This window comes from Achromobacter sp. F4_2707, assembly GCF_047501535.1.
Classification (GTDB): Bacteria; Pseudomonadota; Gammaproteobacteria; order Burkholderiales; family Burkholderiaceae_B; genus Yanghanlia.
The window spans coordinates 144,083-160,741 of record NZ_JAZDRJ010000003.1 but is presented as its reverse complement, the minus strand read 5'-3'; the positions used below and the strand labels follow the sequence as shown (position 1 = coordinate 160,741).

Here is a 16,659-nt window from a genome sequence, read left to right as displayed (position 1 = left end):
TACCAAGCGGCTGCGCATTAGTTCAGCGCCGCTTTTCAGCTTGATTCGATTTCTTCTTCACCCAGATAAGAAGCCCGGACTTTAGGGTCGTCCAGCAACTGAGCTGACGGCCCTTCCAGAATCATCCGGCCGGATTCCATCACATAACCCCGGTGGCTGGTTTCCAGCGCCAACCGCGCGTTCTGTTCGATCAGCAGAATCGTCACGCCTTCGTCGGCAATGGTGCGGACTACCTCAAAGATTTTTTCCACCATGATGGGGGCCAGGCCCATGGAAGGTTCATCCAGCAGTAGCAGCCGGGGCCGGGAAATCATGGCGCGGCCCATGGCCAGCATCTGCTGTTCGCCGCCGGACATGGTTCCGGCAGACTGTTTCAGCCTTTCCTTCAGGCGCGGGAAAATCTCCAACACGTGTTCGGTATCGCGGGCGATCTGTTCCGTATCGCGGCGGCTGTACGCCCCCATGGCGAGGTTTTCTTCAATGGTGAGCTGGCCGAAAATTCCCCGGCCTTCCGGCACCATGACCAGCCCCTGGCGAACCAGCATGTAAGAAGGCGCTCCGGCAATGGAGCGGCCATCGTAGAGCATGTCTCCCCCCGCATGTGGCACCAGGCCGCAAATCGCCCGCAAGGTGGTGCTTTTCCCCGCCCCATTCGCGCCAATCAAGCACACCAGCTCGCCCGGGTTGACGACCAGGCTCAGGCCGCGCACAGCCTTAATGCCACCGTATGCGACATCCAGGTCGCGTAATTCAAGCAAGGGGGTCACTGCGCCCGTCATTGCCCTTCCTCATTCTGTTCCTGCGCTTCAGCCATGGTCTGAGGTACGGCGGCAGCCCCTTGTTCGGCAGCCCCCTTGCCCAGATACGCCTCGATGACACGCGGGTTACGCTGTACCTCAGACGGCTTGCCCTCGGCCAATACGCGGCCGTATTCCAGCACGAGCACCCGGTTGCACAGCCCCATCACCAACTTCATATCGTGTTCGATCAGCAGCACCGTTACACCGTCGTCGCGAATTTTTTCAATCAACTTGCGCAGCACCACGGTTTCTGAAGGGTTCATCCCCGCAGCGGGTTCATCCAAGGCCAGAAGTTTTGGGTCGGTTGCCAGCGCGCGGGCAATCTCCAGCCGCCGTTGGTCACCATAGGAAAGCGAGCGAGCGATATCATTCGCGCGTTCGGCAATACCTACATACTCCAATAACTCGTAGGCACGCGCTTCGATGGCGCGCTCTTCTTCCAGCGTGGCGCGATTACGCAACACCGCGCCCAACACGCCGGCCTTGGTGCGCACATGGCGCCCGATCATCACATTCTCAATGGCGCTGACGTTAGCGAACAGACGGATATTCTGAAAAGTGCGGGCCAGGCCCACTTGGGCGATTTCATGCGGCTTGAGCTTGGTGAGCTGATGCCCCATGAAGTTCGCTGTGCCCATTTCGGGCTGGTACAGGCTGGTGAGCACATTGAACAGTGTGGTTTTGCCCGCACCATTCGGCCCGATCAGCCCGTAGATATCGCCCTTGCAAATGCTGAAGCTCACGTCAGAAAGCGCTTGCAAGCCGCCAAAGCGTTTGCTGAGTTTGTTGACGACCAGCAAAAGCTCGGGCATGGAGCTTCTGTCGCGGTTGACCATGGGCTGATTCATGCCGCCCCCTTGGCTGAGCGCAATTCTCGGCGGCGTAAGGCCGAGGGCCATAAGCCTTCGGGCCGGAAAATCATGACCAGAACCAGCGCAAAGCCGAACAACAACATGCGTATGCCTTCAGGGTCGAGAATGACTTCGCCAAACAGCGTTTGCTGCAAGGGCACGACCACGGCGCGCAATAGTTCAGGGAAAACCGAGAGCAGTAACGCCCCCAGTATGACCCCAGGGATATTCCCCATACCCCCCAGAACCACCATGCAAAGCACCATAATGGATTCAGTCAGGCTGAAGCTTTCTGGGCTGACAAACCCTTGCATTGAGGCAAACAGGCAGCCGGCAATACCGCCAAACGACGCGCCCATGGCGAAGGCCAGCAGTTTGATATTGCGGGTATTAATGCCCATGGCCTTGGCCGCGACTTCGTCTTCGCGCACGGCTTCCCAGGCACGCCCAATGCGGGAATGCTGCAAACGCACACAGATGACGACAATCACAATCGTGATCGCCAATAGCAAGTAATAGTATTTTTCCGGGCCGGTAATGCGAAACCCGAAGATCTCCTGGCTGCGCCCGAAGAGAAAATCGCCCACTTTGAAAGTGTCGATGCGGTTGATACCTTGCGGCCCGTTGGTGATATTGACCGGCGCATCCATATTATTGAGGAAGATGCGCACAATCTCGCCAAAGCCCAGCGTGACAATGGCCAGGTAATCGCCCCGCAACTTAAGCGTCGGCGCGCCCAGCAGCGCCCCGGCGATGGAGGCCATAACAAAACCAACAGGCAGTATCACCCAAAATGGCAAGTGCAAGCCAAAATGGGGAGAAGCCAGCATGGCCCACACATATGCCCCTACGGCATAGAAGGCGATATAGCCCAAATCAAGCAAGCCGGCGAAGCCCACCACGATATTCAGGCCCAGAGCCAGCATGACATAGATGAGGGCAAAGTTCAGTGTGCGGATCCAGCTTTGCCCCGCCATACCCAGCAAGAACGGTAGTACGGCCAGCACGGCGCCGCACAGCACAATGCCGAGCCATACTTTGGGCGAGATGGGCTGGCGGCTGGAGGAAACCAGTGAACTCATGCGCGATCTCCCACCCGTTCACCCAGCAAGCCGGATGGACGGAAGACCAACACCAGAATCAGCACAATGAATGAGAAAACATCCTGATAGTTGCTGCCGAAGAAGCCGCCGGTGAGGTCGCCGATATAGCCCGCCCCCAGCGATTCAATAATGCCCAGCAGCAGCCCGCCCAACATGGCGCCTGCCAGGTTGCCAATGCCACCCAGTACAGCGGCGGTAAACGCCTTCAGCCCGAGAATAAAGCCCATGGTGTACTGCGCCACGCCATAGTAGGAAGCCACCATCACGCCCGCTACCGCCGCCAACAGCGAACCAATGACGAACGCGGCGGAAATCACCGTATTGATGTTGACCCCCATCAGCCCTGCCACTTCGCGGTTCTGCGCCGTGGCCCGCATGGCGGTTCCTAGGCGAGTACGATGCACCAGCAGCAGCAAGGCGGCCATCATGCCGGCCGCCGCTCCAATAATGATGATTTGCAGCAGGCTGATGCGAGCGTCGCCGATATGGAACACCATGGGTTCGATAATGTGCGGAAAGCTCAGGTAATTGCGCCCCCAAATCATCATCGCGACGTTCTGGATAATGATGGAAATACCAATAGCCGTAATCAGCGCGGCCAAGCGTGGTGCGCGGCGCAGCGGCCGATAGGCGAAGCGTTCGGCAGTCCAACCAATGGCCATGCAAACCGGCATGGCCAGAAATAGTGCGCCCATAACGGCCACCCAGGCAGAAACGCCGCCCGGGTCGCCGCCCACAAACGCTACCACCAGCGTGGTGGCAACCATGGCGCCAATCATGACAACGTCGCCATGGGCGAAATTGATAAGGCCGATGATGCCGTACACCATCGTATAACCCAACGCGACTAAAGCGTAGACGCTGCCGACCGTCACGCCGTTAATTAATTGCTGAAGCAGAATTTCCATGCCCTGGAACCAGGTAATGAGGCGAGGCTGGCGTAAAGCCAGTTCGTATGCATGCTGTCACCACGGGGCACGGCCAAGCGCGCCCCATGGTGATAAACGCATTAATTGGCCTTGCTGACCATGGTTTTAACCATTTCCCAAGCGCCGTTCTTGACTTGGTAGATGGTGACGGAAATCTCCTTGAGATCGCCGTTTTCGTCGTAGGCGATGCTGTCACTGGTGGCCCCGGAACGCTGCAAGGCAGCCAACTTGGGCAGATAATCCGCAGGCTTGGAAGAGCCGGCTTCCTTCATGGCCGTAACCATGTTCCAGGCGCCATCGTAGGCGTAAGGCGCATACACACCCGGGTTCTGGTTAAAACGGGCTTTATAGGCCTCTTCGAACTTAGTGCCGGCCGCCATTTGCTGCAAAGGCACGCCGGCCAAAGACGCGTAAGTGCCTTCAGCGGCTTCACCGGCCAGCTTGAGGAAGGTTTCGCTACGCGTCATTTCGCCGGACATCAGAGGGGCCTCAATACCAAGCGTGACCATTTGCCGCCGCATGGGGCCGGATTGTGCATCCAGGCCGCCGAAGAAGACGACGTCAGGGTTTTTAGACTTGATATTGGTAAGGATGGCCGTGAAATCGTTGGCTTTGTCGGTTGTGTATTCACGCGCCACAATTTGGCCGCCATGGGCTTCCACGGCTTTGGCGACTTGGTCGGCCAAGCCCTGACCGTAGGCAGTGCGATCGTCGATCAGCGCAACGGTTTTCCCGCCGAGATCTTTCACAATGAATTCACCTGCCGCCGCGCCCTGCTGCGTGTCGCTGGTCATCATACGGAAAGTGGTGTTAAAGCCTTGGGCCGTGTATTCAGGCGAAGTGGCCATGGCGATCTGCGGCAGGCCTTCGTCGTGATAAACGCTGGAAGCCGGAATGGTGGTGCCGGAGTTAAAGTGGCCCAACACCCCTTGCACGCCTTCGTCCACAATCTGTTGCGCTACCTGCACGGCAGTACGGGGGTCAGCCTGGTCGTCGCGGGTGACCAGCTCGAATTTGGCAGTTTTCCCATTGAGCTCGATTTTTTGTTCGTTGGCTTCTTCGAGCGCAAGCAACAAGCCGTTGCGCATATCGTCGCCATAGTGAGATTGCGGGCCGGTGAGCGGCGCTGCAAAACCCAGTTTCACGACCTGCTCAGCCGCGGTAGCGACCGGTGCGGCGGTGAAAACGGCCAGGGTAGCGGCCGTTGCGGCCAACAGCTTGAATCCGTTGCTGATTCGCATGTGTGTCTTCTCCGTTTTCTGGATATTGTGTGCCGTGGATGATCCCACGAGCATAGGTAAGCATTACAACAGATGTTGCAGGCCGACCTATATCAGTTGTAACCCTAGGAAAACGGTGTTTCAGCTTACGCAGCCGCGGAATATCAGCCCTTGTGGCAGGTTGCTGGCAGCAGGCGCTGATGCCGGCTGCGGCCAAGGCAAAGTCTGCGCGACCAAGCCCGCCAGATGCTCTAAGGCTTGGCGATGACCGGCCACCAATGCCCCCATGCCCTCGCCCACCGGCAGAGTCAGCTGCGCGGAACACACTTGCCCTTTCACCCCCGACGCCATGCCCAGCGGCGCCGTGCGCCACACCGCATCCTGGCGTATGGCTTGCCCATAAATGGAATCAAACCGCTGGAAATCAAAATAGATCTGCCAAACAGGCGCTTCAGTAGAAAACTCCGATGCGCTGACATCCAGCACATTCAGCCTGCTTGCCAGCGCCGCACCCAAGGTTTCGCGAATCTGCGCTTCCAATGGGCCCGCCCATAGTGCGGCGTTCAAGGGCATGACTTCCGGGCTTTCCGCCGTGGAAATCACAATCTGCGGGCGTGCCAGCTGTTCTGGAATCAACACAGGCTGCACTTTGATGACGTAATCCGTCCTCAGGGGTTGCGCCTGCCGTGGCGACTCCTGACCTGCCGGCGCCTGGCCAGACGACACTTGCCCTGAAAACGCCAGCGCTGGCGCTTGCAACGCATAATAGTGCGGCGCTTGTGTCGCACAGCCTGCCAAGAAAACAGCCACACTCAACAGTAAGAATCTCATGGTGAAACCTCCAGCCGATCGCGAGGCGCCCCTCTTATCAACGAACTCGGCTGTGTCTGCAATTGATCAGCCAATAAGCGTAGCGCCCGCGCCGTAGCAGCCAATTCGCGCATGGTTGCGTCCAGCCCGCCGGTAGTGGCCGTGCCCTCTTCTACAAACCCATCCACTGCCGCCAGCGTCTTACGCAAGGCCTGCAAGGTGGACGCCAATTCCGGGGCCACCTTGCCATCCACGCCCGACAACACCGCTGTGGCACTTTGCAAGGTGTCGCGCACGTCCTGCACCAGTTCTTCAAGCGGCAATGCATCAATCTTGCTGACAATGCTGCCCAATTGCTGTTGTAAGCGGTCCATATCACCCGTCACCGTGGGCAGCACGACCGGGTATTCCGTGCCATTGAACGCCACCGCTTCCGCATCACGGAAGAATTCCAGCGCCACATATTGCTGCCCGGTCAGCAAATTAGCCGAGCGCATCTGCCCTCGTAGGCCACGCATCACCATATTTTCCAGTAGACGAGCCCGCGCGATGTGCGGGTCTTTTTCGACCTCTGTCATGTGCACGTACAAGGGCCCGAAACGCATGGGGTAAATGCGGGCGCGCACCAAAGCATAGAACTGGCGCTGTTCCCGGTCGAACTCCATGTCGATATCCACCACACTACCCAGTTCCAAGCCTCGGAAGTCGACAGGCGCTCCCACCTTGAGGCCGCGCACCGTATGGTAGAAACGGAAATCGATCAACATGGGCTCCCCGTCTGGGTCCGCCATGGCCTGATCTTGTGAGGCATGCAGATAGAAAGTGGAATTCGGCTCAGCCGCCTGGATATCGAACTCGTCTGCCGGTGAAAACGCCACCCCGCCGGCCAGAATGGAGGCCATGGAACCTGTTTGCACGGAGAAACCTTCTGCATCAAGCGAGACGTTTACACCGCTGGCGTTCCAGAAACGGGCGTCGGTCGTCACAAAGTTATCGTGCGGTGCATCGACAAAAATATGCACATTGACGGCATCGCCGTTCGCATCGAGGTCGTAGCCAATCACCTGCCCCACCTGAATGCGGCGATAGTAAACCGGCGAGCCGATATCCAGCCAACCAAGGTCTTCAGACCTAAGCGTATAGCGTGACCCAGGCCGCTCACTGCTGATTTCCGGGGGGGACTCTAAGCCTTTAAAGCTATACACCGCCTTATCCTGCGCTCCGGACGAGGAAGGCGTATCGACCGCGATATATACCCCAGACAGCAAAGTCCCCAAGCCGGATACTCCACTGATGGCAAGACGCGGCCTGACCACCCAGAAACGGGATTCGGGCTGAGTGATGTAGTCGGCGCCATCGCGGTTAAGTTGGGCTTTTACCAGTACGCGGCCATTTTCGTGATCAACCCTGACATCCGTCACAACGCCAATGGCCACATCTTTGTAACGTACGCGGGTCTGGCCTACCTCTATACCTTCAGCAGACTCAAACGATATCGTGATGGTGGGCCCGGTGGCCATCCAGTCTTTTGCCAGCAAGCCTGCACCGACAATAACCGCCAACAGCGGAACCAGCCATATCCATGAAATCCGCTGCGTTTTGCGCGAGCGCACTTCAGGCCGCGGGCGCGCAATGGCTGCTGGGGGTTGCGCTGCTTCTACTGCTTTTGCATCTTTTTCTTTGCTGTCTGTCATCAGTCGCTTCCGCCGGGTGCCGATTCTTGATCCCAGCCTTTGCGCGGATCATAACTCATGGCCGCCAACATGGTCAGAACGACCACCATGCCGAAGCTGGCCGCTGCCGGGCCTGCAATCACCTGCGACATGCCTGGAAAATTGGCCAGTGCAGCCATCAGTATGACGACAAAGACATCCAACATGGACCACTGGCCGATAAATTCGACCAGCTCATACAAGCGCGTACGCTGGCGTTGCTGGCGTTCGCCCTTCCAGCGGCGGGCCAGCATCAGCGTTACCAGTGCCACCAGTTTGGTGATCGGTACAACGACGCTGGCGGCAAAGACGATGAGGGCGAGATCCCAGGAGCCTAATCGCCAAAGCTCTACCACGCCGCCCAGAATCGTATGCGTACTGCTTCCCATCAAACTGCGGATCTCCATCATAGGCAGTACATTGGCCGGAATGTAAACCACCGCTGCAGCAACAACAAACGCCCATACGCGCGCTTCCATATTGGGCCGACGCTTGTGAACACGGCTACCGCAGCGCCCACAGCATCCTGTTTCCGCCACCGCCTTCCTTTCTTGCACATAGCCGCAAACCGGACACGCCACCATAGCTTCTGGTGACAAGCCGTTATCGCGACTGAGCGGCGCCAGCCCGGCCTCTTCGGCATAGCGCCACAAGCGTTCGCTATCCAGCCTGCTGAGCGCCGTCAGCATAAAAGTGAGAATCCCGAAGGCCCAAATGCCCGGCCCCGGTTGCAAGCTGGCAAGGCCAGCGAATTTCACAATAGCAACGATGATGCCCAGCATCAGCACCGGCACCATGCTCCACGGCCCCACGGCGTGGTAAATGCGCATGGCCACGCGGAAGTCCGGCGGTAAATCGCCCTTGCGCAGGCAACCCAGCGCCCAGAACAGAAAACACAATTGTGTGAGGGGCAGCCAGAAGCCCACTAACCCGGTCATGACGGCAAGAATATGGTGGCCGTTCTCCCAACTCAGCCACAATGCCCCCACAAAACTGGCATGCACGGTTTTACCCAACATGGAAACATGGGCAATGGGAAACCCGTTGGCGATGATGAATATCACCAGCGCGGCAGCGGTCAGCCCGGACCAAAAGCTCAGGGAGAAACGGCTTTGCCGCAGCAAGATATAACCACAACGGCTACAAACAGCCATGCCGCCGGGCTCGACGGCCACGGCGGCATGGAGGGTATCGCAATGTCGGCAGGCGACCAGGCCGGGCCGTGTCGCCTGCGCTTCACCCGGAATGGCGGACATTAGTCAACCAGTTCGGGTTCCGGGCGAGACGGAGCCGGGTCGTGGTCGTTGCCCTGGCCCTTGTCGTCTGGGAAGGTCAGCTTCACCTGACCGGCGTCGTCCAGCCCGACTTCGACGTGGCCGCCATCCACCAACCTGCCAAACAGGAGTTCGTCGGCCAGCGCTCGGCGGATTGTGTCCTGGATAAGGCGCTGCATGGGACGCGCGCCCATGGTGGGATCGAACCCTTCTTTGGCAAGGTGGTCGCGCAAGGCGTCGGTAAACGTGACTTCAACCCGTTTTTCATGCAGTTGGTTTTCCAGCTGCAGCAGGAATTTATCGACCACCCGCAAGATGACATCGCGCGACAGCGGCGTAAAGCCGATGATAGCGTCGAGCCGGTTGCGGAATTCAGGCGTGAACATGCGCTTGATTTCAGCCATTTCGTCGCCTGCCGTGGCGGGCGCCGCAAAACCGATGGTGTTGCGGTTGAGCTCTTGCGCCCCTGCGTTGGTTGTCATCACGAGAATGACGTTGCGGAAATCGGCCTTGCGCCCGTTGTTGTCGGTAAGCGTGCCGTGATCCATAACCTGCAGCAGGATGTTGAAGACATCCGGGTGGGCTTTTTCGATTTCATCGAGCAGCAACACACTGTGAGGCTGCTTGGTGACGGCTTCCGTCAGCAAGCCGCCTTGATCGAAGCCCACGTAACCGGGCGGCGCACCGATAAGACGCGACACCGTATGGCGTTCCATGTATTCGGACATATCGAAACGCAGCAGCTCGACACCCAGCACAAACGCCAACTGCTTGGCGACTTCGGTTTTACCCACCCCTGTTGGCCCGGAAAACAGGAATGAGCCAATGGGTTTGTCTGGGCGGCCCAGGCCGGAGCGCGCCATTTTGATGGAAGCCGCCAGTGCTTCGATGGCGGAATCCTGGCCAAACACCACGGTTTTGAGGTCGCGTTCCAGCGTAGCCAGCTTGTTGCGGTCGTCGGTAGACACGCTTTGCGGCGGGATACGGGCGATTTTCGCCACGGTGGCCTGGATGTCTGCCTTGCCAATTAACTTTTTACGGCGAGAGGCAGGCATCAGGCGCTGTGCTGCGCCGGCCTCGTCAATGACATCAATGGCTTTATCGGGCAGGAAACGATCGTTAATGTGGCGCGCAGCCAGTTCTGCCGCCGCCGTAATAGCCGCTGCCGAATAACGCACACCATGGTGCGCTTCGAAGTGGCTTTTCAGGCCACGCAGAATTTGGATGGTCTGCTCCACAGAGGGCTCGGGAACATCGATTTTCTGGAAGCGGCGCGATAGCGCGTGATCTTTTTCGAAGATGCCGCGATATTCGTTATAGGTGGTGGCCCCCATGCATTTGAGTTGCCCGGAGGACAAGGCGGGCTTGAGCAGGTTGGAGGCATCGAGCGTGCCGCCCGAAGCCGAACCCGCACCAATCAACGTGTGGATTTCGTCGATGAACAACACCGCATTGGTGTTGTCTTTCAGGCATTTGAGCACCGCTTTAAGGCGCTGTTCGAAATCGCCCCGGTATTTGGTGCCTGCCAGCAAAGCGCCCATATCGAGCGCATAGACCTGAGCGTCGGCCAGAATTTCCGGCACATCGTTGCGCGTAATGCGCCATGCCAAGCCTTCAGCGATGGCGGTTTTACCCACACCGGCCTCGCCCACCAGCAAGGGGTTGTTCTTGCGGCGGCGGCATAGCACCTGAATGACACGCTCGACCTCGTGTTCGCGGCCAATCAGCGGATCGATCCGCCCCTGGCGGGCTTCAGCGTTGAGATCTGTGGCGTAAAGCTCCAGGGGAGACTTCTGCTGATCAGATTTGGCTTCTTCCACGGGTTGTGCCTTCGGCTGTTCGACGGGGGGCTCTTCAGGCGTTTTGGTGATGCCATGCGAGAGATAGTTCACCACATCAAGACGAGTGACCCCTTGCTGCTGCAAAAAGTAAACCGCATGGGAATCCTTTTCGCCATACATGGCTACCAGAACGTTAGCGCCGGTCACCATGTTTTTATGGGAATTCCCAGAGGACACATGCATGATGGCACGCTGGATCACACGCTGAAAGCCCAGGGTCGGCTGGGTATCGACATCTTCATCGCCAGGGAATACCGGGGTGTTCTCAGCGATGAACTTGCGAAGATCCTGACGCAGAACATCGAGGTTGGCGGAACAAGCGCGCAACACTTCGCTGGCCGCAGCATTGTCCAGAAGGGAAAGGAGCAAGTGCTCGACGGTAATAAATTCGTGCCGGGCCGTACGGGCCTCGACAAAAGCCATGTGCAGGCTGACTTCAAGTTCTTCGGAGATCACGCTACCTCCATCATATCGGAGCGGGACAAACAAATTCGACAAATCCCTGTTCTTATTCTATGACTAAATCGAGCTTGCGTATCGCCAATGTCTGAACGCTGTGGCGCCAACTCCCTGCGCCACATAACGACTTTACTATACCCGCACTTTGCCGCCTTGTGCGGCCACTGCTTTCCATTAGTCGGCCGGCGGCACCGGTTCCATGATGCATTGCAGGGGGTGTTGGTTGATACGCGCCAGTTGCATGACTGAGTCAACACGCGTGGCAGCAATGTCCCGGGTATAAACCCCTACGACCCCTCTACCTTCATGGTGGACGCGCAGCATAATGCGCGATGCTTCTTCAAGCGACTTGCCAAATACGTGCTGAACCACCACGACCACGAAATCCATCGGCGTGTAATCGTCGTTCAACAGCACGACCTGATACATGGGCGGCGGCGACAACCGTGCCGGCTTGCGCTTCACCGCCGTATTCTGTTTGGGTGCGACCTGAGTCCCCATGACAATACTAGTGTTTCCGATAGTTGACGTCATTTGCGCGTGTGCGCATCATTGGCTGATTCTGAGTGCTTTTGTAAATGTTGCATGCCAGAATTCTCGGGTGAAGCTTACCCGATGTAGTAAGTATCAATCCAATACACAAAAGTTGAGGGCAGTTCGCATGTCTGATTCAATCGCCACCTCCACGCCCGGGGATGTTCAAAAGCTGACAGGAACCGTTAAATGGTTCAACGACGCTAAAGGGTTTGGCTTCATCACTCCCGATAACGGGGGCGAAGACCTTTTTGCACATTTTTCTTCCATCCAGATGAACGGCTTCAAGACGCTCAAAGAAGGTCAGAAAGTCGAATTCGAGATTGCCCAAGGACCGAAAGGCAAGCAAGCACTCAATATTACCGCGGGCTGACTTCTCACGCTCAACCTACCGGGCGCCGAGCTGCGCTTATACACTTATCCTATGTTCGGAACCCGCAAATTTTCAGGGCTTTCACGCCCTGATTTTTTCTTTCTACCCGCCGCAATCGGGTTGGCGATAGGCTTGTGCATGGGCGCGCCCCAGGCCTCCGAGCTGCCGCGCGTACCCTTGCAAGTGGGCGACCTCCCCGTGATCGCCGAGGTAGCTGCTGATAACGCCAGCCGCTCGCAAGGGCTGATGTTCCGGCAGGCGCTCTCACCCAACCAGGGCATGCTGTTCGTCTTTCCAGAAGCGGGCAATGTCTGCTTCTGGATGAAGAACACTCTTTTGCCACTGAGCATTGCTTTTATCGATGCCAAGGGCCGGATTATCAACTTGGCGGACATGCAGCCGCTATCACTCGACCCGCATTGCGCAGCCGCGCCCACCCAATATGCTCTGGAAATGGAGCAAGGTTGGTTTAAACAAAATGGTGTGGAGCCGGGTGTTAAAGTGCAAGGGCTGCCCCCCGCCGATGACGCCCGCTAAACCCAGATAAGGGCTCCGAACGCTCTCTCGCATCATGCTGCAGCGCCTATAGCCGTCAACCGTTGATCGACCTGCGCTGCTTTCTCCAGCTTCCTGCTCTCCCTGCTCTCCCTGCTCTCCCTGCTCATCCTGCTCACCTGCTCACCTGCTCACCTGCTCACCTGCTCACCTGCTCACCTGCTCACCAAGCACCTGCTCACCAAGCACCGCTCATCAGCCCCTGGCATCGCCGCTCGATCACAGTATTATTAAGATATTTCTACTTTAGTCTTATCTAATATATAATCAGGCTCATTCATAACGCATCTTCGAAAAGGAGTCGCCATGCTGCGCTTTGATTTGCCACCAGTCTGGTCAAATGTGACCCGTTGGGAAGCATTTGTGAATTTTCTCGTCTGTGGCGCCAGCCTGTTGTTTACGCCCTGGTTGATGGCCATTTTGGTTGTCCAGGGGTTGGTGCGGGGTTTTCTGGGGCATTACAAGTGCCCGGCGCACCGGCTGTGGGCCGCTATTTTCGAATCACGCAATTGGGGTGGCAAAAAAGAGAATGCGGGCGCCAAGATGTTCGCCAACAAAATTTTGTTCCTGGCCAGCCTGGTATCCGTGGTCGCCTACGCTATGGGGAGCGACTTCTGGAAAGTCCCCTGCATTGTGCTGATGGTTTTCACCACGCTTGAGTGGGCCGTGTCGTTTTGCGCGGCATGCTCGGTCTACGGTTTGTGGTACCGCTGGTTCCCGCCAAAAATGGGTTAAGCCCTTCTATGGGTTAAGCCCTGCTTGGCATTGCAAAAAAGGCGGCCAGTTCAAGTTGGCCGCCTTTTTTTTACATCAGAACAACAGTCTGACTGCTTATGCGCGCTCGACAATCATGGCCATACCCTGACCACCGCCAACGCACATGGTCTCCAGACCATAGCGGACCTGACGGCGCTGCATTTCGTACAGCAATGAGGTCATGATACGCACGCCGGTTGCGCCCACGGGGTGGCCCAGCGAAATGCCGGAACCATTGACGTTGAGCTTGTCTTCCAGCGCTTCCATGGAGCTGCCCCAACCCTTGACGCAGGCCAGCGCCTGGCAAGCGAACGCTTCGTTCAGTTCGATGAGATCCATCTGATCGAAGGTTAAGCCGGTACGAGCCAGCAGCTTCTGCACGGCAGGCACAGGGCCGATCCCCATGCGTGCGGGGTCGCAGCCTGCCGCAGCCCAACCGGTCAGCCAGCCGATGGGCTCAAGGCCCAGTTCATCGAGCTTGTCTTCAGCAACAATCAGGCACGCAGCTGCCGCATCGTTCTGCTGGCATGCGTTGCCTGCTGTCACCACACCGTCTTTCATAATGGTGCGCATGGTCGCCAGACGCTCAACCGTGGTGTCGGGACGCACGCCTTCATCGCGCGTAACGATGACGGGGTCGCCCCTGCGCTGCGGTACGCTGACGGGCACGATTTCATTGTCGAACAGGCCGGCTGCCTGTGCTGCTGCTGCGCGCTGGTGGCTGCGAGCGGCAAAGCGGTCGGATTCCTCGCGGGTGATTTCGTAATCGCGCGCCAGGTTTTCGGCGGTTTCAATCATGCCGCTGATGCGCCCAAAACGGTCTTCCGGCTGAGAACGCTCACGGCCACGGTCGAGGCGGTCGTGCAGCGTGACGGAACCGGCACGCTTGCCCCAACGCATATTGGTGGTGTAGTACTCCACATTGCTCATGCTTTCTACACCGCCAGCCATGACGACGTCGGCCGCGCCGGTCTGCACCATCATGGCAGCCGTCGCCAGCGCCTGCACCCCGCCGCCGCAGCGACGATCCAGCTGCATGCCGGCCACTTCAATGGGGAAGCCCGCCTGCAGAGCCACCCAGCGGCCCGTGCAAGGGGTTTCGCCGTTGGTGTAGCTTTGCGCAAACACCACGTCGTCGATGCGCGCAGGGTCAAGCTTGGTGCGCTCCACAATGGCGCGCGCCACGATGGCACCCATTTCTTCCACGGAAACATCTTTCAGGGAACCGCCAAACGCGCCAACAGGCGTGCGCAACGGCGAGACGATAGCTGCTCGTTTCATTTCAATACCTCTAAATAAAAATTTCTAGATACCAGGGGACTCACAAATAATATTCCTTTTCTGCCTCAGGCACTGAATGCCGCGCCGCAGCGCTTCAAGACTTCATGAGCCTGTCGTTCCAAGCCTTCGCGGTGTTCGGGTGCGGCAATGTCTACCATGCGCTGCACTCGGCGCGACAAGGGCTGGCCACGCAAATCCGCCACACCGTGCTCGGTGACAATCAGGCCGGCGTCACAACGCGGGGTGCTGACCGGCCCCGAAAGCTGAGCCACAATCCGTGAAATACCACGACTGGTGGCCGGCAATGCCACAATCGGCAGGCCGCCTTTGCTGCGGGCGGCTCCGCGCAGAAAGTCCACCGCGCCCCCCAGCGCCCCCACATAAACACCGCCTGCAACTTCGGAATTCACCTGGCCGGTGAGATCGACCTCAATGGCGGAATTAATTGCAGTGAGTTGATTCAGGCTGGCCAGCACATGTTGATCGTGCGTGTAATCGGTGCCACGCATGGTGAGGGTTGGGTTGCGGTGCGCCCAGTCACGCACCCTCTTACTGCCCATCAGAATGGCCCCGACCCCCATGCCTACGTCAATACCCTTGCGGGCATGAGTCAAAACGCCCTTTTCAGCCAGCGCAGCAATCCCATCCGTCACCGCACCGCTGTGCAGGCCCAGATCGCGCCGGTCGTGCAAGGCCGCCAAAATCGCATCGGGCATTTTGCCAATGCCTACTTGCAGTGTGGCGCCATCTTGTATGTAACCGGCGACGTGGCCGGCGATGGCAGTCTCAACGGGGCCTGGCTCGGCCCCCAGAATCTCCAATGGGGGGTGCTCGGCATCGACGAGCAAGCCGAAATCTTCGGCCTTCAGATAGGGGCCGCCATGGGTCCAGGGTACATCCGGATTCACCTCACCAATCACGACACGGGCGCATTCAACCGCAGTGGTGATGTACTCACGCACCTGCCCCATGCTGTAACGGCCTTGTTCGTCGGGTGGCGAAACCTGTACCAGCACAACATCGGCGGGCAAGGCGCCGGAGCGAATCAGGCCGGGAAGGTGGGAATAATGGCTGGGAAGAATATCCAGCACACCGGCTGAAGCCAATGCTCTATGGGGGCCGGACGCCGCATAGCCAAAGAAATCAATTGCATCGGCCTGCTCAGGCTGCAGGGTGTCGGCCACGCCTATCCCCACAAACACCCGCAGTCGCCCATCCCGGGCCAAAGCATGCCGGTGTGCAACGACCGCCCGCGTAAGCGTCAGAGGCTCTGCTGTCGCCTGCCCCCACCAAAGCGTATCGCCTGGCCGGATCAGCGCTTCCAGTTGCGTTGCGAGGGCTGGCTTGTTGCTTGAACCTTTCATTGCCTCAGTATTCTTATTTTCTTTCATTTGAAAAACGATTTTTGTTGCCAGAAAAGAAAAATCCCTACGAGCGGGATTCGCTTCGTAGGGACTGGCAAAGCCGATTATCAAAGGCGGCTCATGCCGCCTTTGATGGAAGCCAAGACGCTTAAGCGAAGTTCTGCGCGGCGAACTGCCAGTTCACCAAGCTCCAGAAGCTTTCCAGGTACTTGGGGCGCGCGTTACGGTAGTCGATGTAGTAAGCGTGCTCCCAGACATCACAGGTCAGCAGGGGGGTGTCGGAGGTGGTGAGCGGCGTAGCAGCATTGCTGGTGTTAACGATGTCCAGCGAGCCGTCGCCTTTCTTAACCAGCCAGGTCCAGCCCGAACCGAAGTTGCCGGCGGCCTGCTTGTTGAACTCTTCCTTGAAAGCGTCGAAACTGCCCCACTTGGCGTTGATGGCCTCGGCCAGCGCACCTTCGGGTTGGCCGCCACCGTTGGGAGACAGACCGTTCCAGTAGAAGGTGTGGTTCCAGACTTGAGCGGCATTGTTGAACACACCACCCGAGGACTTGCGCACGATGTCTTCCAGGGAAGCCGACTCGAACTCTGTACCTGCGATGAGGTTGTTCAGGTTGGTGACGTAAGTCTGGTGATGCTTGCCGTAGTGGTATTCAAGCGTTTCCTTGGAAATATGCGGCTCAAGCGCATTCATCTCGTATGGAAGCGGGGGAAGCGTAAATGCCATGTTCGTAACCCTTTTCAAATGAAATCAGTGAGTTGAAGCTGCCGAAATTTTGGCAGGCACTGCTTTTGCT

General features: G+C 58.0%; 16 protein-coding genes. 3 read left to right on the top strand and 13 right to left on the bottom strand.

Annotation, left to right across the window (positions count from 1 at the left end; translation table 11 throughout):
- Positions 1-35 precede the first annotated feature (35 nt).
- The 10 genes from VRY85_RS04410 to clpS form a co-directional block, all read right to left on the bottom strand.
- Positions 36-779: an ABC transporter ATP-binding protein gene (locus tag VRY85_RS04410; RefSeq protein ID WP_414597389.1), complete on the bottom strand. Its 744-nt coding sequence runs from the start codon at positions 777-779 to the stop codon at positions 36-38.
- A complete protein-coding gene (locus tag VRY85_RS04405) occupies positions 776-1,612 on the bottom strand; it encodes an ABC transporter ATP-binding protein (protein ID WP_414597497.1) in 837 nt (278 codons plus the stop codon). The genes VRY85_RS04410 and VRY85_RS04405 overlap by 4 nt, the downstream gene beginning before the upstream one ends.
- Before the next feature lie 32 nt (positions 1,613-1,644).
- Positions 1,645-2,733, bottom strand: a complete 1,089-nt coding sequence (locus tag VRY85_RS04400; protein ID WP_414597388.1) for an ABC transporter permease subunit — start codon at positions 2,731-2,733, stop codon at positions 1,645-1,647.
- Positions 2,730-3,662 carry a branched-chain amino acid ABC transporter permease gene (locus VRY85_RS04395; protein ID WP_414597387.1) on the bottom strand — a complete coding sequence of 311 codons (933 nt, stop codon included), beginning with the start codon at positions 3,660-3,662 and terminating at the stop codon, positions 2,730-2,732. Before VRY85_RS04395 ends, VRY85_RS04400 begins: the two co-directional genes overlap by 4 nt.
- Before the next feature lie 101 nt (positions 3,663-3,763).
- Positions 3,764-4,924: a branched-chain amino acid ABC transporter substrate-binding protein gene (locus VRY85_RS04390; protein WP_414597386.1), complete on the bottom strand. Its 1,161-nt coding sequence runs from the start codon at positions 4,922-4,924 to the stop codon at positions 3,764-3,766.
- Between the two features lie 120 nt (positions 4,925-5,044).
- Positions 5,045-5,734, bottom strand: a complete 690-nt coding sequence (locus VRY85_RS04385; protein ID WP_414597385.1) for a membrane integrity-associated transporter subunit PqiC — start codon at positions 5,732-5,734, stop codon at positions 5,045-5,047.
- The gene (locus tag VRY85_RS04380; protein ID WP_414597384.1) at positions 5,731-7,407 is read right to left on the bottom strand and encodes an intermembrane transport protein PqiB; all 1,677 of its coding nucleotides are present in this window, start codon (positions 7,405-7,407) and stop codon (positions 5,731-5,733) included. Before VRY85_RS04380 ends, VRY85_RS04385 begins: the two co-directional genes overlap by 4 nt.
- Positions 7,407-8,681, bottom strand: coding sequence for a paraquat-inducible protein A (locus VRY85_RS04375; RefSeq protein WP_414597383.1), 1,275 nt, complete (start codon positions 8,679-8,681; stop codon positions 7,407-7,409). The genes VRY85_RS04380 and VRY85_RS04375 overlap by 1 nt, the downstream gene beginning before the upstream one ends.
- Positions 8,681-10,963, bottom strand: coding sequence for an ATP-dependent Clp protease ATP-binding subunit ClpA (clpA, locus tag VRY85_RS04370; RefSeq protein ID WP_414597496.1), 2,283 nt, complete (start codon positions 10,961-10,963; stop codon positions 8,681-8,683). Before clpA ends, VRY85_RS04375 begins: the two co-directional genes overlap by 1 nt.
- Positions 10,964-11,173: 210 nt before the next feature.
- Positions 11,174-11,500 carry an ATP-dependent Clp protease adapter ClpS gene (clpS, locus tag VRY85_RS04365; protein WP_414597382.1) on the bottom strand — a complete coding sequence of 109 codons (327 nt, stop codon included), beginning with the start codon at positions 11,498-11,500 and terminating at the stop codon, positions 11,174-11,176.
- 160 nt (positions 11,501-11,660) lie between these two features.
- On the opposite strand from clpS, the gene VRY85_RS04360 reads away from it, so the two are divergent.
- From VRY85_RS04360 to VRY85_RS04350, 3 genes are all read left to right on the top strand, one after another.
- Positions 11,661-11,906 carry a cold-shock protein gene (locus VRY85_RS04360; protein ID WP_414597381.1) on the top strand — a complete coding sequence of 82 codons (246 nt, stop codon included), beginning with the start codon at positions 11,661-11,663 and terminating at the stop codon, positions 11,904-11,906.
- Positions 11,907-12,044: 138 nt separating this feature from the next.
- Positions 12,045-12,443: a DUF192 domain-containing protein gene (locus VRY85_RS04355; protein WP_414597380.1), complete on the top strand. Its 399-nt coding sequence runs from the start codon at positions 12,045-12,047 to the stop codon at positions 12,441-12,443.
- A gap of 324 nt (positions 12,444-12,767) precedes the next feature.
- A complete protein-coding gene (locus VRY85_RS04350) occupies positions 12,768-13,196 on the top strand; it encodes a DUF4395 family protein (RefSeq protein WP_414597379.1) in 429 nt (142 codons plus the stop codon).
- Positions 13,197-13,292: 96 nt separating this feature from the next.
- On the opposite strand, the gene VRY85_RS04345 is transcribed toward VRY85_RS04350, so the two are convergent.
- The 3 genes from VRY85_RS04345 to sodB form a co-directional block, all read right to left on the bottom strand.
- A complete protein-coding gene (locus VRY85_RS04345; RefSeq protein ID WP_414597378.1) occupies positions 13,293-14,498 on the bottom strand; it encodes an acetyl-CoA C-acetyltransferase in 1,206 nt (401 codons plus the stop codon).
- 65 nt (positions 14,499-14,563) lie between these two features.
- On the bottom strand, positions 14,564-15,862 hold the full coding sequence (locus tag VRY85_RS04340) for an acetyl-CoA hydrolase/transferase family protein (protein WP_414597377.1): 1,299 nt from the start codon (positions 15,860-15,862) through the stop codon (positions 14,564-14,566).
- A gap of 148 nt (positions 15,863-16,010) precedes the next feature.
- Positions 16,011-16,589: a superoxide dismutase [Fe] gene (sodB, locus tag VRY85_RS04335; RefSeq protein ID WP_414597376.1), complete on the bottom strand. Its 579-nt coding sequence runs from the start codon at positions 16,587-16,589 to the stop codon at positions 16,011-16,013.
- Positions 16,590-16,659: the final 70 nt, after the last annotated feature.

Excerpts from the sequence above, each read along its gene's own strand:
- VRY85_RS04410 (WP_414597389.1), bottom strand. The coding sequence starts at position 779 with ATGACGGGCGCAGTGACCCCCTTGCTTGAATTACGCGACCTGGATGTC.
- VRY85_RS04405 (WP_414597497.1), bottom strand. The coding sequence starts at position 1,612 with ATGCCCGAGCTTTTGCTGGTCGTCAACAAACTCAGCAAACGCTTTGGC.
- VRY85_RS04400 (WP_414597388.1), bottom strand. The coding sequence starts at position 2,733 with ATGAGTTCACTGGTTTCCTCCAGCCGCCAGCCCATCTCGCCCAAAGTA.
- VRY85_RS04395 (WP_414597387.1), bottom strand. The coding sequence starts at position 3,662 with ATGGAAATTCTGCTTCAGCAATTAATTAACGGCGTGACGGTCGGCAGC.
- VRY85_RS04390 (WP_414597386.1), bottom strand. The coding sequence starts at position 4,924 with ATGCGAATCAGCAACGGATTCAAGCTGTTGGCCGCAACGGCCGCTACC.
- VRY85_RS04385 (WP_414597385.1), bottom strand. The coding sequence starts at position 5,734 with ATGAGATTCTTACTGTTGAGTGTGGCTGTTTTCTTGGCAGGCTGTGCG.
- VRY85_RS04380 (WP_414597384.1), bottom strand. The coding sequence starts at position 7,407 with ATGACAGACAGCAAAGAAAAAGATGCAAAAGCAGTAGAAGCAGCGCAA.
- VRY85_RS04375 (WP_414597383.1), bottom strand. The coding sequence starts at position 8,681 with ATGTCCGCCATTCCGGGTGAAGCGCAGGCGACACGGCCCGGCCTGGTC.
- clpA (WP_414597496.1), bottom strand. The coding sequence starts at position 10,963 with ATGGCTTTTGTCGAGGCCCGTACGGCCCGGCACGAATTTATTACCGTC.
- clpS (WP_414597382.1), bottom strand. The coding sequence starts at position 11,500 with ATGGGGACTCAGGTCGCACCCAAACAGAATACGGCGGTGAAGCGCAAG.
- VRY85_RS04360 (WP_414597381.1), top strand. The coding sequence starts at position 11,661 with ATGTCTGATTCAATCGCCACCTCCACGCCCGGGGATGTTCAAAAGCTG.
- VRY85_RS04355 (WP_414597380.1), top strand. The coding sequence starts at position 12,045 with ATGGGCGCGCCCCAGGCCTCCGAGCTGCCGCGCGTACCCTTGCAAGTG.
- VRY85_RS04350 (WP_414597379.1), top strand. The coding sequence starts at position 12,768 with ATGCTGCGCTTTGATTTGCCACCAGTCTGGTCAAATGTGACCCGTTGG.
- VRY85_RS04345 (WP_414597378.1), bottom strand. The coding sequence starts at position 14,498 with ATGAAACGAGCAGCTATCGTCTCGCCGTTGCGCACGCCTGTTGGCGCG.
- VRY85_RS04340 (WP_414597377.1), bottom strand. The coding sequence starts at position 15,862 with ATGAAAGGTTCAAGCAACAAGCCAGCCCTCGCAACGCAACTGGAAGCG.
- sodB (WP_414597376.1), bottom strand. The coding sequence starts at position 16,589 with ATGGCATTTACGCTTCCCCCGCTTCCATACGAGATGAATGCGCTTGAG.